Origin of the sequence: Vulcanococcus sp. CPBay_Sum15L08_68 (assembly GCF_017855895.1) — a bacterium.
GTDB lineage: Bacteria > Cyanobacteriota > Cyanobacteriia > PCC-6307 > Cyanobiaceae > Vulcanococcus.
Window position 1 is genome coordinate 1 of the sequence record NZ_JAFMFX010000027.1, and the last position, 21,658, is coordinate 21,658.

Sequence of the window (21,658 nt, forward strand, 5' to 3'; positions counted from 1 at the left end):
TCCAGCTGCTCCGCCAGATCAGCCGGGCACTGATTGCAGAAGGGGCTGCGCTGCAACACGATCACCCGATCGCCGCCGCCGAAGGGGGCTGTTCGCGCTTCCTCCAGGGCTTGAGCGGCCTGATTGGCATCGTTGCCGTCCAGACGGCTGAGGTTGATGCTCTGCCAGGAGGGATCGACCTGGTTCTTGACCAGTGCTTCGACGGCCCGGCTGCGCGCGGCTTCGTCGTCGCCCCAGATCAGATGGATCGGCATGGCAGCACAGGGTGCAGTGCAGTTTGCGCCAGATCCCCATCGGCTGTGACCAACACAGCCACCTCGTTCTGAATTGCTGTGGCCAGTTCGATCGCGTGGTGAAGCTCCAGCTCCGGTTCCTGTTGCTGGAGACGGCTGGCGGCCAGGGCGAGATCCCCATCGAGCGGCACCTGCCGCCACTGCCTGGGGTTTGCAAAGGCGGCGCCGTAGCGCAAGGCCAGGGCTTCATCCCCTTGGCAGAGGGCAGTCTCCATGACCTGCATCAGGCTGATGCTGCTGATCACCCCTTGCCAGCTGCCTTGGGCGATGCCCTGAAGGACGGGCTCCAGCACCCGGCTGGTTTGCGGGTCGTCATTCAGAAAAGCCACAAGGGCACTGCCGTCCAGCGCGATGCGGCTGCCGGGGCCGAGTTGTCTGGCTTGAAAGCGAGCTTTTGCACCGGCTGCCCCAGGCGTTCGCTGCTGAGCGCTGCGCTCCTTGGCGCTTCCCTTGAGGCTCAGCAGGTTCTCCATCGCTTCTTGGCTGCTGGGACCACCCGCCGCGTCCTGCAAGGGGACGATGGCCGCCAGATCCTGGCGGTGGCGTTGGATCACCAGCCGCTCGCCCTTCGAGGCGCGCACCAGCAGTTCTGGGAAGCGCTGACGGGCTTCCTGTACGCCAAAACGCTCTGCCGACATCGCACTGCACAGTCTGTACAGAGTCTGTCAGCCGGGCATGCTGATCCCCATGGGATTCGACCATCCGATCTTCAGCGAGAGCCTGCGTCTGATCGAAGCGGCCTTGCCCGAAGGCGCTCTGGAGGGTTTATCGGTTCCCGAACGGGATGTGGTGCTGCGCCTGATTCACAGCAGCGGCGACCTCAGCTTGGTTCGGGGGGTGTCGTTTTCAGCTCAGGCCTGTGAACTCGGTCTCGCGGCACTCCGTGCCCAGGCGCCGGTCCTGACGGACACCGCCATGGCAGCGGCGGCGGTGGCTCCGATGGCAAAGCGGACCTTTGGCAACGTCGTGCGCAGCGTGCTCGATTGGGCCCCCGAACGGGCTCCCGAGGGCGGGACCCGAGCGGCGGTGGGGATGCAAGAGGCCTTGCGCGCCCATCCGGGCGCAGTGGTCTTGATTGGCAGTGCACCAACGGCCTTGGAGCTGCTGTTGGAGCAGGTCCGTACCGCCCAGGTGGCAGCGCCTGCCTTGGTGATTGGCATGCCCGTTGGCTTCGTGGGCGTGGCGGAGAGCAAGCGCCATCTCGCCGCCAGCGACTTAGCTCAGATCCGTCTCGACGGCAGCCGCGGCGGTGCTGGCTTGGTGGGTGCGGCGCTGAATGCCCTGTTGCGCCGGGCTTGGTTGGATCAGGCGGCGTCCGCTTGAACGCTGACGTGGCTGTTGGCCTCGATGCGACTTAAGACTTGGCGGGCCCGCAGCACCACCGGGGCCGGCACGCCGGCGAGTCGAGCGGCCTCGATGCCGTAGCTGCGGTTGGCGCCGCCGCTGACGACCCGGTGCAGGAAGCGCAGGGTTGAACCGGTGTCCTCCACCAGCACTTGAGCGTTCTCGACGTTGCTGCGCTGCTCGGCCAGCTCGTTGAGCTCGTGATAGTGGGTCGCAAAGATGCTGCGGGCGCCGATATCGCCTGAGAGGTACTCGGCCACGGCCCAGGCGATCGAGAGCCCATCGAAGGTGGCGGTTCCTCGGCCGATCTCATCCAGCAGCACCAGCGATTGACTGCTGGCGTGGTGAAGGATGTTGGCGGTCTCGGCCATTTCGACCATGAAGGTGGATTGGCCGGCCGCCAGGTCATCCCCTGCCCCCACCCGGGTGAAGATTCGATCGGCGATGCCCAGTCGCGCCCCGTCAGCTGGGATCCAACTGCCGATCTGAGCCATCAGCTGCAGCAGTCCGGTCTGGCGCAAGTAGCAGCTCTTGCCGCTGGCGTTGGGCCCGGTCAGCACCACCAGGTCGCAGCCCTCCCCAAGGCTGACGTCGTTGGGCGTGAACGGTTCCTCCACCAGCAGTTGCTCCACCACGGGGTGGCGTCCCCCCTGGATCTCCAGGCAGCGGCTGTCGGGGACCAGTTGCGGTTTGCAGTACCTGGAGGTGGCGGCCACCTCCGCCAGCGACGCCAGGGCATCCAGTTCGGCCACCAGCCGGGCGGCGAAGCGAATTGGCCCGGCCTGCTCGCCTACGCGCTGACGCAGCTGGCAGAACAGCTCGTACTCCCGCTGGGCCGCCCGAGCTTTGAGCTGGAAGATCCGTCCCTCGCGGTTTTTCAGCTCGGGGGTGACAAAGCGTTCCTCGTTGGCCAGGGTCTGCCGGCGAATCCAGTGGTCCGGCACGTCCTTGGCCTTGGACTTACTGACGGAAAGGAAGTAGCCAAAGGTGCGGTGGTACTGGAGCTTGAGGGTGCTGATCCCGCTGTTCAGCCGTTCCGCCTGCTCCTGCTCGGCCAGCCAGGCGTCCTGGTCATCCAGTTGGTTGCGCAGGCCATCGAGTTGGCGGTCCACGCCGTCATGGATCAGTCCTCCCTCCGTAAGGGTCAACGGTGGGGTGTCCAGCAACTGGTGCCGCAGCTCAGCAGCTAGGGCCTCAAGTTCGCTCCACGGCCTCGCCAGGGCCACAAGGGGTGCACTGGTGACCTCGCCCAGTAGGCCAGCCAGGGCTGGCAGTCGCTCCAGACCATCCGCCAGGGCCACGAGATCACGCGCCGAAGCCGTTCCAGCTCCGGCCCGTCCGGCGAGTCGCTCGAGATCGCCCATGGGCCTGAGCAGGCGGCGCACCCCCAAGCGCAAGCTGCGGGCCTGGCTGCCGCTCACCAGTTCCCCAATGGCCTCTTGGCGGGAGCGGATCAGTTCCAGATCCACCAGGGGAGCCTCGATCCAGCGCCGCAGGCAACGGCCCCCCATGGCCGTCATCGTCCGGTCCAGGGCCCAGAGCAGTGACCCCTGCAGTCCACCTCCCAATTGGGTCTTGGTCAGCTCGAGGTTGCGGCGGGTGGCTGCATCGAGCACCAGCTGGTCGCCGGCAGTCCATGTCGTGGGCAGCTCGAGGGGGATCTCGCAGCCCGGTTGGGTATCGCTGAGGTAGCGCAACAGACCACCGGCAGCGCGCAGGGCCAAGGGTTGTTCCCCTAAGCCCAAGCCATCGACGCTGGCCAGCGCAAAGCGCGCCAAGACGGTGGCTTTCGACTCGTTCAGGGCGAAGGGGGTGCGGCTGAGGGGCGTCAGCTGCAGGGATGCAGGACACCAAGCAGGGCGTTCGCTTCCCTTTTCAGGTGCTGGCCAGAGCACTTCAGCGGCTTCCACCTGCAGGAGTTCCTGGTGCAGTTGGTCACTGCCCTCCCGTTCAGTCACCCGGAATTCGCCCGTGCTCACATCGGCGATGGCCAGGCCCCAGCGCTGTTGCTCAGAGACCACCGCGCAGAGCCAGTTGTTGCGGCGGGCCGTGAGCATCCCCTCCTCCAGCACCGTGCCTGGGGTCAGCACCCGTGTGATTTCTCGTTTGAGCAGCGCTGGTTTTCCGCCGTTTTTGCTGCGCTCAGCGGCCTCTTCCACCTGGTCGCAGAGGGCAACGCTGTAGCCGCGCCCGACGAGATCGGCGCAGTAGCGCTCAGCGGCGTGATGGGGAATGCCGGCCATCGGCACCCGTCCGATTGCTTTGCCGCCCTCTTTTCCCGTCAGGGTCAGCTCCAGCAGGCGGGAGAGGGCAATGGCGTCTTCGAAAAAGCACTCGAAGAAGTCACCGAGCCGGTAGAGCAGCACCCGCTCGGGATGCTCTGCCTTGAGTTCGACGTAGTGGCGCAGCATCGGTGTGAGCTGCTCGCGGTCCACCAGGCTGTGGTGGTGCCAGGCCGGCAGGTCGTCGCTGCTGCTCTCCTCCTGCTCGCACTCCTCAGTGACGGTGTCTTGTTCCTGAGCGGCGCTTTGCCGAACCCGCGGTCTGGACTGGGCATCCCGCTCGAGGGCCTCGTGATCCAGCTCAGAGACAGCTTCTTTGGTTTGGATCGTTGCTGGCTCTGGCTCAAGCCCGAACAGCGAGCCCTGCAGCGCCAACTCGGTTTGGTCGGCCACAGGCAGGCTGTCTTCAACGCGGCCAGATCGTAGGCGCGCCACAACTTGTGAAGGAACCCTGGGGGCCTCCAACCTGCGTGGGAGGATTTGCCAACTGACAGGACGCCACCCCCAGTTCCATGACGATCCTCAACACCCTTTCAGTGCTGGCCCTGGTGGTGATGTCCTTCGCTCTGATCGTGGCGGTTCCCGTGCTGTACGCGAGCGATGACACCAGCGGCCGCTCCAACCGCCTGATCCTGCTGGGCAGCATCGCGTGGGTTGCTCTGGTGCTGGTCAACTGGGGCATGAGCTTCTTCGTCGCTTGATATCCGTCTGCTTAGGCTGAGCAGATCGCGAGCTCAGCTGACGTGACCGTTTTTGAAGGCCAGTTTTCCGGCGCGTCTGGATTGCGGGTTGCCGTTGTTGTTGCCCGCTTTAACGATTTAGTGACGGCCAAGCTGCTGAGCGGCTGCCTCGATTGCCTCTCCCGTCACGGGATTGATACGTCCGATAGCAGCGCCCAGTTGGATGTGGCCTGGGTTCCAGGCAGCTTTGAGATCCCTTTGGTGGCTCAGCGCCTGGCCCAATCCGGTCGCTACCAAGTGGTGATCACCCTGGGAGCTGTGATCCGCGGCGACACCCCCCACTTCGATGTGGTGGTCTCAGAGGTCAGCAAAGGTGTTGCGGCAGTTAGCCGCGACTCCGGCGTGCCGGTGATCTTTGGCGTCCTCACCACCGACACGATGCAGCAGGCCTTGGAGCGGGCGGGCATCAAGAGCAATTTGGGCTGGAGCTATGGCCTGCAAGCCATTGAGATGGGCAGCCTGATGGCCGCTTTGCCCAAGGCTTAGTTGTCCCGGCGCATCAGCCGTTGTCCCGCGACCTCTTCAAAGCCCAGCTGCCTGTAGAAGCCGGCGCTGTTGGTGGTCATCAGATAGACCCGCTCCACTCCCTTGAGCTGCGGAGAATTGGCCAGGGCCTCCACCAGCAGCCGGCCTAGACCCTTGCCCTGCAGGTCCTCAGGGATAACGACATCCCACAGAACGGCGCGATAGATCCCATCGCTTGTGGCGCGCCCAAAGCCCACGAGGCGTTTGCCTTGCCAGAGGCTGGCGACGGCTGCACTGCCCTGGAGCATGCGCTGCAGCTCATCAATGGAGCGGTTCTCTGCCCAGAAGGCGTGTTGGTTGAACAGCCGCTGCAGCTTGAACAGGCCGCGGGTCGGCCTCCAGCCCGGTCCCATGCCGAGCCAGCGCAGTCCTGGAGCACCCGGGGCATGCAGGATCAGCCTGGTCCCTTCCATGCCAACATCCTCCCAGCGGGCGGACAACCTTGGCTCAGGAGCGCAAGGGCATCATTCTCGCCGGTGGTTCGGGGACGCGGCTTCACCCGATTACCCAGGCGGTGAGCAAGCAGCTGCTGCCCGTCTACGACAAGCCGATGATCTATTACCCCCTCAGCACCTTGATGCTGGCGGGGATTCGTGAGGTCTTGGTGATCACCACCCCCCACGATCAAGCGGCATTCCAGCGCTTGCTTGGGGATGGCTCCGCCTGGGGCATGGAGATCTGTTATGCGGTGCAGCCCAGCCCCGACGGCTTAGCCCAGGCGTTTTTGATTGGTGAGGCGTTCCTGGCTGGTGCCCCGGCGGCCCTCGTTCTCGGGGACAACCTCTTCCACGGCCATGACCTGCTGTTTCAGCTGCGCAGCACCAACGCAACCGCCCAGGGGGCCACGGTCTTTGCCTATCCGGTTCGGGATCCGGAGCGCTACGGCGTCGTTGAGTTTTCCACAGGTGGCCAGGTCCTGAGCATTGAGGAGAAACCCGCCAAGCCCAAGTCCCGCTACGCGGTGACGGGCCTCTACTTCTATGACGACTCCGTGGTGGAGCGTGCGAAGCAGGTGGTCCCCTCAGCGCGGGGTGAGCTGGAGATCACGGATCTCAACGGTCAGTACCTGCGGGATGGCCAGCTGCAGGTGGAGCTCATGGGCCGTGGCATGGCATGGCTCGATACCGGCACCTGCGATTCACTCCACGAGGCCGGTAGCTACATCCGCACCCTGGAGCATCGCCAGGGCTTGAAGGTGGGCTGCCCCGAGGAGGTGGCCTGGCGCATGGGCTGGATCAGCGGCGATCAGCTCGCGGCCCTCGCTCAGCCTCTGCGCAAGAGCGGCTACGGCGAGTATCTGCTGCAGCTTCTGGAGTTTGCCAATGCAGGCTGAGCGCCTAGCGACGGCGGCTGGAGTGCAGCTGTCCGGCCCCCTGCTGATCACCCCCCGGGTGTTCGGCGATGCCCGTGGCTTCTTCTACGAAAGCTGGAACCAGCGCAGCTTCAACGCTGTTCTGGAGGCGGATGGGCAGTCACCCGCTGACTTTGTTCAAGACAACCACTCCCGCTCCAGTCAGGGGGTTCTTCGCGGGCTGCACTTTCAAAAGGACCCCCATGGCCAAGGGAAGTTGGTGCGCTGCATCCAGGGCGAGATCTTTGATGTGGCCGTGGATTGCCGCCAGTCTTCCCCCACGTTTGGCCAGTGGGTTAGCGCTCGCCTGAGCAGCGACAACCAACAGCAGCTCTGGGTGCCGGTGGGCTTTGCCCATGGCTTTTTGACCCTGAGCCCCCAGGCGGAGGTGCTCTACAAGACAACCGATTTCTGGGATCGAGAGAGCGAGCGCTCCCTGCTCTGGAGTGACCCTGATCTCGCCATTGCCTGGCCCCAATCCACCGCGCCACTTTTGGCGGAGAAAGACGCGGCAGCACCCTCTTGGCAGGCGCTGATCGCCGCAGGGGATGGCTTCCAGTGAAGGTTCTGTTGACGGGCGCAGCGGGCCAGTTGGGTCAGGCCTTGATGGCTGCGTGCCCAGAGGGGATTGAGCTGATCGCGTGCGGACGCCAGGAGCTGGATCTTGCGGACCAGGCCGCTTGCCGCCGCATCGCTCAAGCGCATCAACCCGACTGGGTGATCAACGCCGGTGCCTACACAGCCGTGGATCGGGCCGAGTCGGAACCAGAGCTTGCCCAGGCCGTCAATGCGCTGGCCCCAGCTGCCTTGGCTCAAGCCCAGGCGGATCACGGAGGCCGGTTGCTTCAGCTGAGCACCGACTTTGTCTTTAACGGTCAGCAGGGTTCGCCGTATCGCCCTGAGCAACCGGCAGAGCCCCTTGGGGTTTATGGCAGCACCAAGGCGGCGGGTGAGGCCGCTGTTCTGCAGCACTCCTGTGCCCGGGTGCTGCGCACCAGCTGGGTCTACGGCCCGGTGGGCAGCAACTTCTGCCGAACGATGCTGCGCCTGCTGGCCGAACGCGAGCAGTTGGGTGTGGTCGCTGATCAGGTGGGCTGTCCCACCTCCACCCTGGGCTTGGCTCAAGCCTGCTGGCGGGTTCTCGCCCTCGAAGACGGTGCTCCGCAGATCTTGCATTGGAGCGATGCCGGCGCGGCCAGTTGGTATGACTTCGCCGTTGCCATTGCTGAGCTCGGCGTGACGCACGGCTTGCTCAGCAGGGTGGCTCAGGTGAGGCCGATACCGACCGCTGACTACCCCACCCCTGCCCGGCGCCCTGCCTATTCGTTGCTCGACTGCACGGCGACGCGCCAGGCCTTGTCCCTGCAGCCCCAGCACTGGCGAGCGGCCCTGGAGCAGGTGCTGCTGCGCATAGCCTCCAATCCAGCCAGCACCCCAGCGTGATGACGGTTTCGCTTCCCAGCTCGATCCAGCGCGTGCTGGTGACCGGTGGGGCCGGGTTTATCGGCGGGGCGGTGGTGCGGCGGCTGTTGGCTGAGACCAACATCCAGGTCTTCAATCTCGATAAGTGCGGCTACGCCAGCGATCTCACGGGTATTGAGCAGTTTGGCGAGACAGCAGCGCAGCGCCATCAGCTGTTGCAGGTGGACCTCAGTGACCCTGAGGCCACCGCCGCTGCCGTGCGTCAGGCCGATCCCGATCTGGTGATGCACCTGGCTGCTGAGAGCCACGTGGATCGCTCCATCGATGGCCCTGGCGTCTTTGTCAGCAGCAACGTGCTCGGCACCTTCAACCTGCTCCAGGCGGCCCGGGCCCACTTCGAGCAGTTGCCGGCGGATCGTGCGCAGGCCTTCCGCTTCCACCACATCAGCACCGATGAGGTGTTCGGCTCCCTGGGCGAGCAGGGTCGTTTTTCAGAGACCACGCCCTATGACCCCCGTTCGCCCTACTCCGCCAGCAAGGCGGCCAGCGATCACCTGGTGAGCGCCTGGCACCACACCTATGGCTTGCCGGTGGTGCTGACCAACTGCTCCAACAACTTCGGCCCCTGGCAATTCCCGGAGAAGCTGATCCCGGTTGTCATCCTCAAGGCCGCGGCTGGCGAGCCCATTCCCCTCTATGGCGACGGCGGGAATGTGCGCGATTGGTTGTACGTGGAGGACCACGTCGATGCGCTGTTGCTGGCGGCCACCCAGGGCCAGCCCGGCCGCAGCTACTGCGTGGGTGGCTACGGGGAGCGCACCAATAAGCAGGTGGTTGAGGCCATCTGCACCCTGCTGGATCAGCGCTTGCCCCAGGGGGCTCCCCACTCCCGCCTGATCACCCCGGTGACGGATCGCCCCGGCCATGACCGCCGTTATGCGATTGATCCCGGCCGCATTGAGCAGGAACTGGGCTGGACGCCGCGCCATCCCTTTGAACAGGGACTGGCCGCGACGGTCGATTGGTACCTCGATCACCTGGGCTGGTGCCAGGCGATGCGGCAGCGCTCCGGTTGGACGGGAGAGCGCCAGGGCCTCTCAGCTGGGCAGGGCCGTCACTCTCAGTAGGCTGCCCGGAGCTCAAATCGGCTCTCTCCATGCTCAAGCTGCTGCTGGGTGACCCCAATGCCCGCAAGCTGAAGCGTTACCAGCCGATTGTTTCCGACATCAATCTGCTCGAGGAGGAGGTCGCCCCCCTCTCCGACGACGAGCTGCGCGGCTTGACGTCCGAATTCCGGCAGAAGCTCAGCAGCCTCCAGGACGATTGCCTTCAGCGGGGCCTCAGCCGCGAAGCCACCCTCGAGCGTGAGCGAAAGCTGCTGGATGAGTTGTTGCCCCAGGCCTTCGCTGTGGTCCGCGAAGCCGGCAAGCGCGTGCTCGGCATGCGCCACTTCGATGTGCAGCTGCTTGGCGGGATGATCCTGCACGACGGCCAGATCGCCGAGATGAAAACCGGCGAGGGCAAAACCCTCGTCTCCACGCTGCCCAGCTACCTCAACGCCTTAACGGGCCGCGGCGTTCATGTGGTGACCGTGAACGACTACCTGGCACGCCGGGACGCGGAGTGGATGGGTCAGGTTCATCGCTTCTTGGGCCTGTCGGTGGGTCTGATCCAGCAGGACATGGATCCCTCCAGCCGGCGCCTGAACTACGGCTGTGACATCACCTACGCCACGAACTCCGAGCTGGGGTTCGACTACCTGCGCGACAACATGGCGAATGACATCGCCGAGGTGGTGCAGCGGGACTTCCACTACTGCGTCATCGACGAGGTGGATTCGATCCTGATCGATGAGGCGCGCACACCCTTGATCATTTCCGGTCAGGTGGAGCGTCCCCAGGAGAAGTACCAGAAGGCGTCTGAGGTGGCGGCCCAGTTGGTGCGCGCTGCGGAGATGGGTAAGGACGGCATCGACCCTGAGGGTGACTACGAGGTCGATGAGAAGCAGCGCAGCTGCACCTTGACCGATGAGGGCTACGCCAAAGCCGAGCAACTCCTGGGTGTGGCTGACCTGTTCGATCCCCAGGATCCTTGGGCGCATTACATCAACAACGCCCTCAAGGCCAAGGAGATGTTCATCAAGGACGTGAACTACATCGTCCGCGGTGATGACGCCGTGATCGTCGATGAGTTCACCGGCCGGGTGATGCCTGGGCGCCGTTGGAGCGATGGTCAGCACCAAGCGATCGAAGCCAAGGAAGGTCTGCCGATTCAGCCGGAGACCCAAACCCTCGCCTCGATCACTTACCAGAACTTCTTCCTGCTCTATCCCCGCTTGGCCGGCATGACCGGTACCGCCAAAACGGAAGAGGTGGAATTCGAGAAGACCTACAAACTCGAGGTCACGATCGTTCCCACCAACCGCACCCGGGCGCGTCAGGACTGGACGGACCAGGTCTACAAAAACGAAACGGCGAAGTGGCGGGCCGTGGCGCTCGAGACCGCCGAAGTGCACAAGCAGGGTCGGCCGGTGCTGGTGGGCACCACCAGCGTTGAGAAGTCGGAGCTGCTCAGCACCCTGCTGGCGGAGCAGCAGATTCCCCACAACCTGCTGAACGCCAAGCCGGAGAACGTCGAGCGCGAGGCCGAAATCGTGGCCCAGGCCGGCCGCACTGGTGCTGTGACCATCGCCACGAACATGGCTGGCCGCGGCACCGACATCATCCTCGGCGGCAACGCCGACTACATGGCCCGCCTGAAGCTGCGTGAGGTGCTCCTGCCTCGATTGGTGCGCCCGGAAGACGGCCATAAGCCTCCGGTGCCCCTGCAGCGAGCCCCTGAGGCCGCCCCTGGCTTTGGTGCTGCTTCAGCGACTGAATCAGCCAAGGCCCCCTCGGAAGCCAAGGCGATCGGCACCCTCTATCCCTGCACGCTTACGGACGGCACGGATCAGGCCCTCTCCGGTTTGGCCCACGATCTGGTCAAGGCTTGGGGGGATCGTCAGCTCAGCGTTCTGGAGCTGGAAGACCGCATCGCCCAGGCGGCAGAAAAGGCCCCGACGGAGGACGCCCAGATCCTGCAGCTGCGGGAAATGATCAAGCGTGTTCGCAGTGAATTTGAGGTGGTGACCAAGTCGGAAGATTCGGTCGTTCGCGAGGCCGGTGGTTTGCATGTCATCGGCACCGAGCGCCATGAGTCCCGACGGGTTGATAACCAGCTGCGGGGCCGGGCCGGTCGTCAGGGCGACCCGGGCAGCACCCGCTTCTTCCTGTCCCTGGAAGACAACCTGCTGCGCATCTTTGGCGGCGACCGGGTCGCTGGCCTGATGAATGCCTTCCGCGTCGAGGAGGACATGCCGATCGAATCCGGCATGCTCACGCGTTCGCTTGAAGGGGCTCAGAAAAAGGTCGAGACCTACTACTACGACATCCGTAAGCAGGTCTTTGAGTACGACGAGGTGATGAACAACCAGCGCAAGGCCGTCTATGCCGAGCGCCGTCGTGTGCTCGAGGGACGGGAGCTCAAGGCGCAGGTGGTTGGTTACGGCGAGCGCACGATGCAGGACATCGTTGATGCTTACGTCAACCCTGATCTTCCGCCCGAGGAGTGGGATCTGGGCCGCTTGGTGGCCAAGGTCCAGGAGTTCGTCTATTTGCTGGAGGACCTCAAGCCTGAACAGCTCAGTGGACTCTCCGTTGATGAGCTCAAGGCCTTCCTGCAGGAGCAGCTACGCAACGCCTACGACATCAAAGAAGGTCAGGTGGAGCAGCAGCGTCCAGGCTTGATGCGTGAGGCCGAGCGCTTCTTCATCCTTCAGCAGATTGACACCCTCTGGCGCGAACATCTCCAGGCGATGGATGCCCTGCGGGAGTCCGTTGGCCTGCGAGCCATCGGTCAAAAGGATCCGCTGATTGAGTACAAGAACGAGGGCTACGACATGTTCCTCGAGATGATGACCGGCATGCGCCGCAACGTCATCTATTCGATGTTCATGTTCCAGCCGGCGCCCTCGGGAGCAGAAGCCTCGGCTTAATTAATTGGTGGTTCCTGGGTTGTCCCCCAGGAACTCCAGAATTTCGCGGTCCATGAGGTTCTGCGCGGCGGCAGCCCTGCAGGGCTCATCCAGGGGTTTGCCCTCTGCCAGGTTGCGGAGGCAGTCCTGCGTGCGGGTGAGCTCCGTCTCGAGGGCGTCGATGCGCTCCATCAGGTTGCGAATCACCCGAGCCTCGGCGTCGGGAAGGGCGGAGTGGGCCAGGGGGTTCACGCGAACCCCGCTCTGGTGGACGACCCGTCCAGGAACGCCGACCACGGTGCTGTCCGGGGCGACATCACGCAGCACCACTGAACCAGCGCCGATGCGCGTGTTGGCACCGACTTCAATGGCGCCGAGGACCTTGGCCCCCGCGCCGATGACGACGTTCTCCGCCAGGGTCGGGTGGCGTTTCCCATGGGCCTTGCCGGTGCCTCCGAGGGTCACCCCCTGATAGAGCAGGCAGTTGTTGCCGACGACTGCCGTTTCGCCGATCACAACCCCCATGCCGTGGTCGATGAAGACCCCACGGCCAATCCGGGCACCGGGGTGAATTTCGATCCCGGTGAGCCAGCGTCCGACCTGGCTCAGCAGCCGAGCAGGCAGGGGTGCGACCCGCCAGAGCCGGTGACTGATCCGGTGCAAGGTCAGGGCATGCAGCCCCGGATAGCAGAACAGGATCTCGAACGTGCCACGCGCCGCTGGATCCCGTTCCTTGATGATCGCCAGGTCGGCTCGCAGCGCGTTCAGCATCGTTCCATCTTGCTGAGCAAGAGTTTGACCGAGGGGCCCTCGGTCATGCATGATCTCTAAGCCGGCGGTTGAGCCGCGGCGATTGCGGATGTAGCTCAGTGGTAGAGCATCTCCTTGCCAAGGAGAGGGTCGAGAGTTCGAATCTCTTCATCCGCTTGTGAAACAACAAGGCTGATTGCTCAGCTCATTGTTGCGAAATCAATTTCATTGCCTCTCCAGCCGAGTTCAGCTTGAGAGCAGCCCGATCTCTTTGCGTAGCTGGTCAATCGTTGCCGTCCCGAGGTAGCTCTGGGCGCAGTGCACCTGCGGCATACGCATCAGCTGAGAGCGGTTCTGGCGCAGGCTCTGCTCGACCAGCGGGAGGCTTGGGCGGTCGCAGAGCACATGGCTGGAGGCCCGCAGCAGGGCCAGCAGGCGACTGCTGACATCGGGGGTCGCGGTCATCAACAACAGTTCGTTGCCGCGCATGCTGTGCAGGATCACTTCCGCGGCCCGCAGGATGCCAGGGCTGATGCTGACCAGTCCCACGCAGCTGCCGGCGCGGAGGTCCTTCAGCAGGTCCAGCTCGTGGCGGAAGTCATTGAGATCCACGGGTACGGCCCGCACACCATGGCGTTTGGCGATCTCCTCCACGGGCTGGAGGAAGTAGCGGCTGGTGACCACCGTGCCGTTGCTGGAGTTCTCGAGCACCGCCTCCAGTTCCTCCATCGGAACGACCTCGACCGGGGCATCCAGGTGGGGGGTGAGCTCCTCGGAGATCAGCATTGAGGCGCCGATGTCCTCCCGCGGGGTGCTCACCAGCACCCGGGCGCCGCAGCGCAGCCGCCAGTCGATCTCACGGGTCAAGAGCTCCCGGGCCTGTTGCAGGGTGCAGCCGGCGTTCAGCAGGCCATCCACGCTCTGCCTGACCTCGCGGTCGATGTCAGGAAGGTGCCGTCCACGGGGACCCGGCGGTGGCTTGATTTCCCGTGGGTTCTGTTGATCGCGGACGTAGATGCCCGAGCCGGCCATGGCCTCCACCACGCCGTCGTTTTCCAGCTGCCGGTAGACCTTGCTGATGGTGTTGCGATGCAGGCCGGTCTGCATCGCCAGTTGGCGCGTACTGGGTAGTCGATGGCCTGGCGGGAAGTGCCGCGCCGCAATCGCAAAGCAAATCTGGTTGTACAGCTGGCTCGAGGCCGGGATATCGCTGTCCTGCTGAATGTGGAACCGCACGCCCGAGTGGCACAAGCTGTTCGGGCCACCTTACGGACCTTTGTTCCCGGTGACAATTGCATTGTTGGCATAAAAGCCTGTGCCGGTTTCCAAGAGCGCGAATGCGATGACCATTGAGGCCAGCTGGGTTCAGATCTCTGTTCCAGCAGCAGCGGGTGTGACAGCCACGGTGATGCCGGGCTGGTGGGTTCTGCCTGAGCAGCCTCGCGGGGCGGTCTTGGTGCTGCCAGAGGTGTTTGGAGTGAACAGCTGGGTGCGCAGCGTGGCGGAGCGGTTGGCCCAGGAGGGTTACGCAGCCCTAGCCCTGAGCACCTTCTCGCGCTCTGCTCCCGATTTGGATGTGGGCTACGACGAGGCAGGTTTGGCCGCTGGCCGTGAGCACCGTGACCGTGTGACGGCCGAGCAGCTCCTGGCGGACGTCCAAGCCGCTGTCGATTGGATCCAGCAGTCCCATCCTTCTTTAAGCCTCGGCTGCGTTGGCTTTTGCTTTGGCGGTCACCTGGCGATGTTGGCTGCGACGAACCCGGCGATCGCAGCCACCTGTGATTTCTATGGAGCTCGGGTCTCGTCCTTCAAGCCTGGTGCGGTTGAGAAGACAACCCTGTCGGTCGTGCCTGAGGTTGCAGGGCGACTCTGGTGCTTCTGCGGTGATCAAGATCCCTTGATGCCCGCTGAGGAGTTGCAGGCCATTGATCGAGCCCTGCGCTCAGCGGATACCGAAGGGAGTCGCCACCGACTGGTTGTGGCAGCTGGGGCCGGTCACGGATACATGTGCCAGGCCAGAGCAGATTTCCACCCTGAGGCAGCTGCCTCGGGATGGAATCAGATGCTGGAGCTCTTCGCTGAGGCGCTCTAGCCTTCGGCCTTGGCTGCCGCCTGACGAGGGGTCTCGATCGTGCGCACCGCTTTGCTGGCAGCAGCCTCGGCCTCTTTCTCTTTGGCCAGGGGTGTTTTGCGCGGGCTGAGGAACATGATCATGTTCCGGCCCTCACGCTTGGGCTCCTGCTGAATCTCGGCCTTTTCCTCGAGGTCCTTGGCCATGCGGCGCAGGAGCTGTTCGGCCAGGGCGGTGTGCTGGATCTCCCGTCCGCGGAAGATCACGGTGCACTTGACCTTGTCACCTGCTTTGAGGAAGCGAGAGGCCTGACCGAGCCGCACGTCGTAGTCGTGCTGGTCGATCTTGTAGCGCATCTTGACCTCTTTAACTTCGGTCTGGTGCGACTTTTTCTTGGCTTCTTTGGCTTTCTTTTCCTGCTCGAATTTGAACTTGCCGTAGTCCATGATCCGGCAGACCGGTGGGTCAGCCTTCTCACTCACCAGGACCAGGTCCAGCTCACGGTCCTTCGCGACGTCGAGCGCTTCTTCCCTGGTGATCACTCCTAGCTGACTGCCGTCGGCATCGACCACCCGGAGCTGGGGGTAATTGATGCGGTCGTTGATGTTGGGGAGCTCCCGAACAGGAGCACGGCGGTCAAAACGAGGACGGGGTGGCATTCAGACGGGCGAGAGGACGGAAAAACAGTTGCTGTTCACCGTTCACCCTAGGACGTGCTCGATCGCCGACAAGGCCCGCTTCAAGGGATTGCCCTCTTGGCCTGGTGCATCCAGCCATAGGGGTTGATGCTGCCGGCGAAACCAGGTCTTCTGGCGCTTGGCGAACTGCTGGGTGCGCTTGGTGGTCTGCTCAATGGCTTGCTCTTCGGTCAGCTCCCCCCGCAGTAGGGCTCCAGCTTCCGCATAGCCAATGGTGTCCAGCAGGGCGCAGCCCTGCCCATAACGTTCCAGAAGCCCTCGGGTCTCTGCCACCAAGCCATCGGTGTACAGCGCCCGACTGCGCTGGGCAATGCGTTGCCTGAGGTTGCTGGGGTTGAGACCCAGTTCCAGGACCCGCCAGGGGGGCGGATTGGAGCCCTGCTGTTGGCTCAGGGGGCGACCGGTGGCATAGAGCACCTCAAGGGCGCGCTGTGTGCGCACGGCGTCATTGGCCATGATCCGCCCAGCGGCGTCTGGATCGGCTTGGCGCAGAAGGGCGTAGCACTGGCTTTGGCCCAGCGCCTCTAGGTCCGCCCGCAATTGAGGTTGCGGAGGGACCGCTGGCGGAGTCATCCCTTGGGTGATGGCCTTGATGTACAGGCCGCTCCCGCCCACAAGGAAAGCAATTCCCCGCCGCTTGTGTTCCGCTTCGATCGCTTGATCGGCTTCCTGGCGGAACTCCTGAAGGTTGATCGGTTCGTCAGGCGCCCGCAGGTCCAGCAGCTCATGGCGAACGGTGGCCCGCTGCTCGGCAGTCGGTTTCGCGGTGCCGATCGTCATCTCCTTGTACAGCTGCCTGGAATCGACAGACAGGACAGCGAGATCCAGGGCCTGGGCGATCTCGATGGCCAGGGCGGTTTTGCCGCTGGCCGTTGGCCCCATCAAGGCGATGACGAGGGGCTGGCTGGAGGGACTCATCAGCGCACTTTGCCGGTTGACAGCAAATGGAGGGGTGCCCCCCTTGCTGAAATTGCCCCTCAGCGAGCCCTGCAAGCGCCTCTATTGCAACAGTGGTAGATTGCCCCTCAAAGGCTGGTCTTTGCTCGGCTTTTCGCCCTTGTCGAGCCTCCTGCGGGAGAGGTTCAGCTCCTGCAGGATTCCATGAGCGAAGCCACGAAAGTTCAGGCTGCCTACGGCGCCGAGCAGATCCAGGTCCTGGAGGGCTTGGAGCCGGTCCGTAAGCGCCCTGGCATGTACATCGGCTCGACTGGGCCGAGGGGCTTGCACCACCTGGTTTATGAGGTGGTCGACAACTCCGTCGACGAGGCCCTGGCGGGGCATTGCAACGAGATCCGGGTTGCGATCGAAGAGGACGGCAGCTGTTCCGTCAGTGACAACGGTCGGGGCATTCCGACTGATGTCCACCCGAAAACTGGCAAGAGTGCCCTCGAAACCGTTCTGACGGTGCTGCATGCCGGTGGCAAGTTTGGAGCTGGCGGCTACAAGGTTTCGGGTGGTCTCCACGGCGTTGGTGTGTCCGTGGTTAACGCTCTCTCTGAGTGGGTTGAGGTTGTTGTTTATCGCCAAGGCAAGGAACACCGGCAACGCTTTGAGCGGGGTGCGCCGATTGGCACCTTGGCGATTGAGCCCGCAGCGGATGCCAGCCGGACAGGCACCACGGTGCGTTTCAAGCCGGATCTTGAAATCTTCACCGTTGGGATCGAGTTCGACTACAACACCCTCTCAGCCCGTTTGAGGGAGCTGGCCTACCTCAATGGTGGGGTCAAGATTGTGTTTCGTGATGAGCGTCCTGCTGCGCGCAATGCAGAGGGTGAGGCTCACGAAGAGATTTATCACTACGAAGGCGGCATCAAGGAATACGTCGCCTACATGAATGCGGAGAAGGACGCTCTGCATCCCGACATTATCTACGTCAATTCAGAAAAAGACGGAGTACAAATCGAGGCCGCACTGCAATGGTGCGTCGATGCCTACTCCGATAACATCTTTGGCTTCGCTAACAACATCCGTACCGTTGATGGCGGCACTCACATTGAGGGTCTTAAGACAGTCCTGACTCGGACACTCAATACCTTCGCCAAAAAGCGAGGCAAGCGGAAGGAATCGGACTCCAACCTCGCCGGTGAAAACATCCGGGAGGGTTTGACCGCTGTGTTGTCGGTCAAGGTTCCCGAGCCGGAGTTTGAGGGTCAGACCAAGACCAAGCTTGGCAACACCGAGGTGCGCGGCATCGTCGACTCTCTGGTCGGTGAAGCCCTGGGCGAATACCTCGAGTTCAATCCTTCCGTGATTGACCTGATCCTCGAGAAAGCGATCCAGGCGTTCAATGCTGCTGAAGCGGCTCGACGCGCCCGTGAGCTGGTGCGCCGGAAGAGCGTCCTTGAAAGCTCAACCCTGCCGGGCAAGTTGGCCGATTGCTCGTCCCGCGACCCGGGTGAGTCCGAGATTTACATCGTTGAGGGTGACTCCGCAGGTGGCTCCGCTAAGCAAGGGCGGGATCGTCGTTTCCAGGCCATTCTTCCGCTGCGGGGAAAGATCCTCAACATCGAAAAAACGGACGACGCCAAGATCTACAAGAACACGGAGATTCAGGCGCTCATCACAGCCCTTGGTTTAGGTATCAAAGGCGAAGAATTTGATGACAAGAATCTCCGCTACCACCGCATCGTGATCATGACCGATGCCGACGTGGATGGCGCCCACATCCGCACCCTGCTGCTCACCTTCTTCTATCGCTACCAGAAGTCGCTGGTGGAAGGCGGCTACATCTATATCGCTTGTCCGCCGCTCTACAAGGTGGAGCGCGGCAAGAACCACACCTATTGCTACAACGAAGCTGACCTCAAAACCACGATCGAAGGCTTCGGCGAGAAGGCGAATTTCACGATCCAGCGCTTCAAGGGTTTGGGCGAAATGATGCCCAAGCAGCTGTGGGAAACCACCATGGATCCCTCCACCCGCATGATGAAGCGCGTTGAGATCGCAGACGCTGCCGAAGCGGATCGCATCTTCACGATCCTGATGGGCGACAAGGTCGCACCCCGCCGCGAATTCATCGAAACCCACAGCGCCGAATTGGATCTGGCCCAGCTGGATATCTGATGGCGGCCCAGCCTTACGCCAGTTTGCGTTGGGGCGCCATCTTGGCTTTTGCCCTGTTTGCACCGGTGGCCCTGCCGGCTGGTGGTGGTGAGCGCCGGCAGGCTGAGATTCGGCGCCGGTGCGCCAGTGATCCCTTCTTGAGCACGACCAAGGGATGCCTTCAGGCCTCCCCAGAGCACCAGGCTCCTGTCTTGGCCCAGGTCCCTGTGGATTCTCCGATTGAGGTGCTGAGGACCTGGCGCAATCAGCGTGGGGAACGCTGGTTGCAGGTCAAGGTTGCGTCGCGGCGTGGCTGGATGGCGGCGGCCTAGGCCAGATGCGCGACGCCCTGTTGGTTGCGATCGGAGCCGTACCAGGTGCCTGGCTGCGCTTTCGCGTGGTCAATCACCTGGAGCCGATGCTTCCCCGAAAGCACTGGGGGACATTCACGGTGAATGTCATCGCTTGCTTTGCCTTAGGCCTGGTGGCTGCGTTGGTGAGCCGTTGCGGCCCGGATCAACGCCTTGGTTTGCTGCTGGCCACCGGGTTTTTGGGCAGCCTCAGCACCTTCTCCACCTTCAGCGTTGAATTGCTGCAGGGCCTTCGGGCCGGTCTGCCCAAGGAGGTGGCGCTGTTGGCCCTGGGCTCTGTCGTGGCCGGAGTCCTGGCGGTCTTGGCGGGGGTGGCGATTGGTGGCTGATCGTCAACTCCGCTTTGCCTTGAAGGAGCTGGCCTTGGTGGGCTGCGGCGCGGTGCCGGGTGCATGGCTGCGCTGGCAGAGCGGCGTCCACTTGGGCCCTGTCCTTGGCGGCAGTGCCGTCTCCGATCTGCTGGTGAACCTGATCGGTTCGTTGATCCTTGGCTTCTTGGCGGGTCCGATGCCCCGGCGCCCCAGCTTGTTGCTGCTGTTGGGGATTGGTTTCTGCGGCTGCCTGACCACCTTCAGCAGCTGGATGCTGGATGTGGTCAAGCTGCTGCAAGCCGGTCAGCCCGTGTTCGGGCTCCTGCTGATCGTTGTGAGCCTGCTGTTGGGGCTGGCGTGTGCGGCGGCTGGTTTTCAGCTCAGCCGCCGCGTCTTTAACGCCTAGGCGAGGGCGGCTTCGATGGCGCCCTTGAGCTCAGCGGAGTCGGGCTCGACGTTGCTCTTGAAGCGCTTGAGCACGGTGCCGTCCTTGCCGATCAGGAACTTCTCGAAGTTCCAGGCCACGGCACCGGCGGGCTCAGCTTGCGTGAGGGTGCTGAAGGGGGCCTCGCCGATGGCCACCTTGGCGTAGACGGGGAAGGTCACGCCGTAGGTGGTCGAGCAGAACTGCTTGATCTCATCAAGGCTCCCAGGCTCTTGGGCACCAAAGTCGTTGCAGGGGAAAGCGATCACGCTGAAACCCTGGCTGCCATAGCTCTCTTGCAGGGCCTGCAGACCGGCGTACTGGCGGGTGAAACCGCAACGGCTGGCGACGTTGACGGCCAGCAGGACCTGACCATTGAGGTCGCCGAGGCGTTGCTGCTCGCCACTGCCGTTGGTCACCACAACATCGTTGACGCTGATGGCCATGGAATTGATCCGGGGGAGGCCGGACCCTAGCGGCCCTGCCCCATAAACTCGGCGTGTTGCAGCTGAGGGGCCATGGGTGAGGCGTCTACTGCAGCGATGAATCCAGAGGTGTTTATCCAGGAGCTGCGAGGGCTTCTGGAGGCAGGGAATTACGACGCGGTGAAGCTGCTGCTGCAGCCCGTGCAAGAGGTGGATATCGCCGAAGCGATCGGCGGTCTGCCCCGCACGCTTCAGGCCCTGGCCTTTCGGCTCCTGCCCAAGGACGAGGCGATCGCGGTTTACGAGTACCTCGAGCCCACGGTTCAGCAGACCCTGCTCGAGCGTTTGCGCTCCAGTGAAGTCCTGGAGCTGGTGGAAGAGATGTCCCCCGATGACCGGGTGGATCTGTTCGACGAGTTGCCGGCGAAGGTGGTCCGTCGCCTATTGGCGGAGCTCAGTCCGGCGGAGCGTCGGGTGACGGCCCAGCTCCTGGGTTACGAACCGGAGACGGCTGGTCGTCTGATGACGACTGAGTTCATCGACCTCAAGGAGTTCCACAGCGTTGCCCAGGCGCTCACGATCGTGCGCCGCCGGGCCCGGGACACCGAGACGATCTATGCCCTCTACGTGACGGATGCCTCCCGTCACCTCACCGGGATCTTGTCCCTGCGGGACCTGGTGGTGGCGGATCCAGAGCAGCGGGTGGGCGACGTGATGACCCGTGAGGTGGTGAGCGTCGGAACCGACACCGATCAAGAGGAGGTGGCGCGGGTGATTCAGCGCTACGACTTCTTGGCGGTCCCGGTTGTTGACCGCGAGGAGCGGCTGGTGGGAATCGTCACCGTCGATGACGTGATCGACGTGATCCAGCAGGAGGCCACCCGGGACCTCTACGCCGCCGGTGCCGTGCAGGCCGGCGATGAGGACGACTATTTCCAGAGCAACCTGTTCAGCGTGGCCCGGCGCCGGGTGGTCTGGCTGTTGGTTCTGCTGATCGCCAACAGCGGCACCGCTGCGGTGATCGCTTCGATGGATGGAGTGCTCAAGCAGGTGGTGGTCCTGGCGGCCTTCATTCCCCTCTTGATTGGCACCGGGGGCAATGTCGGTGCCCAGAGCTCCACGGTGGTCATCCGCGGCCTGAGCACCCAGCGCATCCAAAGCCTGGGCCCTGCCTTGGCCATTGGCCGAGAAGCGATTGCGGGAGCCCTGCTGGGCCTGTTGATGGTGCTGGTGGTGGTGCCCTGGACGGCCTATGTGAGCGGCGGCAACTGGCTCGTGGCTTCGGCGGCTGGGATCAGCCTGGTGGCGATCACCACCTTGGCGGCGACCGCTGGAGCGGCGTTGCCGCTGTTGTTCAACAGCCTGGGCTTGGATCCGGCTCTCATGTCGGCGCCGTTTATCGCCACAGCCACCGACGTGGCGGGGGTCTTCATCTACCTGCAGACCGCCAGTTGGTTGCTGACTCGGGCCTCTGGCTAAGGGATTTGGCTTCCTGAGAGTCGCTTTACACTTCTTCAGGGTAGGCTTTACATCAGTTCACGTTTCGAGCCGTGGTCGTCGCAATCGCTTCGAGCCGACCCGCTGCAGCGGACCGAGA

General features: G+C 63.5%; 22 protein-coding genes, 1 tRNA gene and 1 pseudogene. 15 read left to right on the forward strand and 9 right to left on the reverse strand.

Annotated features, from left to right (window positions below; all coding sequences use genetic code 11):
• Together QZ189_RS06195 and QZ189_RS06200 are read right to left on the reverse strand one after the other, a co-directional pair.
• Positions 1–254 (reverse strand): annotated as a pseudogene (locus QZ189_RS06195) (DNA polymerase III subunit delta); the annotation flags it as partial.
• Positions 239–931, reverse strand: a complete 693-nt coding sequence (locus tag QZ189_RS06200) for a type II toxin-antitoxin system Phd/YefM family antitoxin (protein WP_296421333.1) — start codon at positions 929–931, stop codon at positions 239–241. The pseudogene QZ189_RS06195 and the gene QZ189_RS06200, both read right to left, overlap by 16 nt.
• A gap of 49 nt (positions 932–980) precedes the next feature.
• On the opposite strand from QZ189_RS06200, the gene QZ189_RS06205 reads away from it, so the two are divergent.
• The gene (locus QZ189_RS06205; protein WP_296419468.1) at positions 981–1,616 is read left to right on the forward strand and encodes a precorrin-8X methylmutase; all 636 of its coding nucleotides are present in this window, start codon (positions 981–983) and stop codon (positions 1,614–1,616) included.
• Here QZ189_RS06205 and mutS read toward each other — a convergent pair.
• Positions 1,598–4,312, reverse strand: a complete 2,715-nt coding sequence (mutS, locus tag QZ189_RS06210) for a DNA mismatch repair protein MutS (protein ID WP_296421334.1) — start codon at positions 4,310–4,312, stop codon at positions 1,598–1,600. The genes QZ189_RS06205 and mutS overlap by 19 nt on opposite strands.
• A gap of 119 nt (positions 4,313–4,431) precedes the next feature.
• Between mutS and psbZ the strand changes: the two genes are divergently transcribed.
• Positions 4,432–4,620: a photosystem II reaction center protein PsbZ gene (gene psbZ, locus QZ189_RS06215; protein WP_010314175.1), complete on the forward strand. Its 189-nt coding sequence runs from the start codon at positions 4,432–4,434 to the stop codon at positions 4,618–4,620.
• A 42-nt stretch (positions 4,621–4,662) separates the two neighbouring features.
• Positions 4,663–5,145 (forward strand): 6,7-dimethyl-8-ribityllumazine synthase, encoded by a 483-nt coding sequence (ribH, locus tag QZ189_RS06220; protein ID WP_247476524.1) that lies wholly within the window; start codon positions 4,663–4,665, stop codon positions 5,143–5,145.
• Here the strand turns inward: ribH and QZ189_RS06225 are convergent.
• Entirely contained in the window at positions 5,142–5,597 is a 456-nt protein-coding gene (locus tag QZ189_RS06225; protein WP_247479815.1) for a GNAT family N-acetyltransferase, read from the reverse strand. The genes ribH and QZ189_RS06225 overlap by 4 nt on opposite strands.
• A gap of 29 nt (positions 5,598–5,626) precedes the next feature.
• On the opposite strand from QZ189_RS06225, the gene rfbA reads away from it, so the two are divergent.
• The 5 genes from rfbA to secA are packed head-to-tail and all read left to right on the forward strand — an operon-like array spanning position 5,627 to position 11,990.
• The gene (gene rfbA / locus QZ189_RS06230; RefSeq protein ID WP_296421336.1) at positions 5,627–6,517 is read left to right on the forward strand and encodes a glucose-1-phosphate thymidylyltransferase RfbA; all 891 of its coding nucleotides are present in this window, start codon (positions 5,627–5,629) and stop codon (positions 6,515–6,517) included.
• A complete protein-coding gene (gene rfbC / locus QZ189_RS06235) occupies positions 6,507–7,097 on the forward strand; it encodes a dTDP-4-dehydrorhamnose 3,5-epimerase (protein ID WP_296421337.1) in 591 nt (196 codons plus the stop codon). Before rfbA ends, rfbC begins: the two co-directional genes overlap by 11 nt.
• The gene (gene rfbD / locus QZ189_RS06240; RefSeq protein ID WP_296421338.1) at positions 7,094–7,978 is read left to right on the forward strand and encodes a dTDP-4-dehydrorhamnose reductase; all 885 of its coding nucleotides are present in this window, start codon (positions 7,094–7,096) and stop codon (positions 7,976–7,978) included. The genes rfbC and rfbD overlap by 4 nt, the downstream gene beginning before the upstream one ends.
• Positions 7,978–9,084 carry a dTDP-glucose 4,6-dehydratase gene (gene rfbB, locus QZ189_RS06245; RefSeq protein ID WP_296421339.1) on the forward strand — a complete coding sequence of 369 codons (1,107 nt, stop codon included), beginning with the start codon at positions 7,978–7,980 and terminating at the stop codon, positions 9,082–9,084. Before rfbD ends, rfbB begins: the two co-directional genes overlap by 1 nt.
• Positions 9,085–9,113: 29 nt before the next feature.
• On the forward strand, positions 9,114–11,990 hold the full coding sequence (gene secA / locus QZ189_RS06250) for a preprotein translocase subunit SecA (RefSeq protein WP_296421340.1): 2,877 nt from the start codon (positions 9,114–9,116) through the stop codon (positions 11,988–11,990).
• On the opposite strand, the gene cysE is transcribed toward secA, so the two are convergent.
• Positions 11,991–12,791, reverse strand: a complete 801-nt coding sequence (cysE, locus tag QZ189_RS06255) for a serine O-acetyltransferase (RefSeq protein ID WP_296416647.1) — start codon at positions 12,789–12,791, stop codon at positions 11,991–11,993. It lies immediately after the preceding gene.
• Positions 12,792–12,824: 33 nt separating this feature from the next.
• Between cysE and QZ189_RS06260 the strand changes: the two genes are divergently transcribed.
• Positions 12,825–12,896: transfer RNA gene (locus QZ189_RS06260), tRNA-Gly, on the forward strand.
• A 69-nt stretch (positions 12,897–12,965) separates the two neighbouring features.
• Here the strand turns inward: QZ189_RS06260 and QZ189_RS06265 are convergent.
• Positions 12,966–13,955 (reverse strand): GntR family transcriptional regulator, encoded by a 990-nt coding sequence (locus QZ189_RS06265; protein ID WP_247476531.1) that lies wholly within the window; start codon positions 13,953–13,955, stop codon positions 12,966–12,968.
• Between the two features lie 106 nt (positions 13,956–14,061).
• Between QZ189_RS06265 and QZ189_RS06270 the strand changes: the two genes are divergently transcribed.
• Entirely contained in the window at positions 14,062–14,811 is a 750-nt protein-coding gene (locus QZ189_RS06270) for a dienelactone hydrolase family protein (RefSeq protein ID WP_296421341.1), read from the forward strand.
• Here the strand turns inward: QZ189_RS06270 and infC are convergent.
• Positions 14,808–15,449, reverse strand: a complete 642-nt coding sequence (gene infC, locus QZ189_RS06275) for a translation initiation factor IF-3 (protein ID WP_010314200.1) — start codon at positions 15,447–15,449, stop codon at positions 14,808–14,810. The two genes, QZ189_RS06270 and infC, sit on opposite strands and share 4 nt — an antisense overlap.
• A 42-nt stretch (positions 15,450–15,491) precedes the next feature.
• Positions 15,492–16,406 carry a tRNA (adenosine(37)-N6)-dimethylallyltransferase MiaA gene (miaA, locus tag QZ189_RS06280; protein WP_296421342.1) on the reverse strand — a complete coding sequence of 305 codons (915 nt, stop codon included), beginning with the start codon at positions 16,404–16,406 and terminating at the stop codon, positions 15,492–15,494.
• A gap of 183 nt (positions 16,407–16,589) precedes the next feature.
• Between miaA and gyrB the strand changes: the two genes are divergently transcribed.
• The 4 genes from gyrB to QZ189_RS06300 are packed head-to-tail and all read left to right on the forward strand — an operon-like array spanning position 16,590 to position 19,618.
• Positions 16,590–18,551, forward strand: coding sequence for a DNA topoisomerase (ATP-hydrolyzing) subunit B (gyrB, locus tag QZ189_RS06285; RefSeq protein ID WP_247476534.1), 1,962 nt, complete (start codon positions 16,590–16,592; stop codon positions 18,549–18,551).
• Positions 18,551–18,862, forward strand: a complete 312-nt coding sequence (locus tag QZ189_RS06290) for an SH3 domain-containing protein (protein WP_296421343.1) — start codon at positions 18,551–18,553, stop codon at positions 18,860–18,862. Before gyrB ends, QZ189_RS06290 begins: the two co-directional genes overlap by 1 nt.
• Positions 18,863–18,867: 5 nt before the next feature.
• Positions 18,868–19,230: a CrcB family protein gene (locus QZ189_RS06295; protein ID WP_247476536.1), complete on the forward strand. Its 363-nt coding sequence runs from the start codon at positions 18,868–18,870 to the stop codon at positions 19,228–19,230.
• Entirely contained in the window at positions 19,220–19,618 is a 399-nt protein-coding gene (locus QZ189_RS06300) for a CrcB family protein (protein ID WP_296416641.1), read from the forward strand. Before QZ189_RS06295 ends, QZ189_RS06300 begins: the two co-directional genes overlap by 11 nt.
• Here QZ189_RS06300 and QZ189_RS06305 read toward each other — a convergent pair.
• Positions 19,615–20,082: a glutathione peroxidase gene (locus QZ189_RS06305; protein ID WP_247476539.1), complete on the reverse strand. Its 468-nt coding sequence runs from the start codon at positions 20,080–20,082 to the stop codon at positions 19,615–19,617. The genes QZ189_RS06300 and QZ189_RS06305 overlap by 4 nt on opposite strands.
• Before the next feature lie 72 nt (positions 20,083–20,154).
• Between QZ189_RS06305 and mgtE the strand changes: the two genes are divergently transcribed.
• Complete coding sequence (gene mgtE, locus QZ189_RS06310) at positions 20,155–21,540, forward strand: magnesium transporter (protein WP_296416638.1); 1,386 nt, start codon at positions 20,155–20,157, stop codon at positions 21,538–21,540.
• Positions 21,541–21,658: the final 118 nt, after the last annotated feature.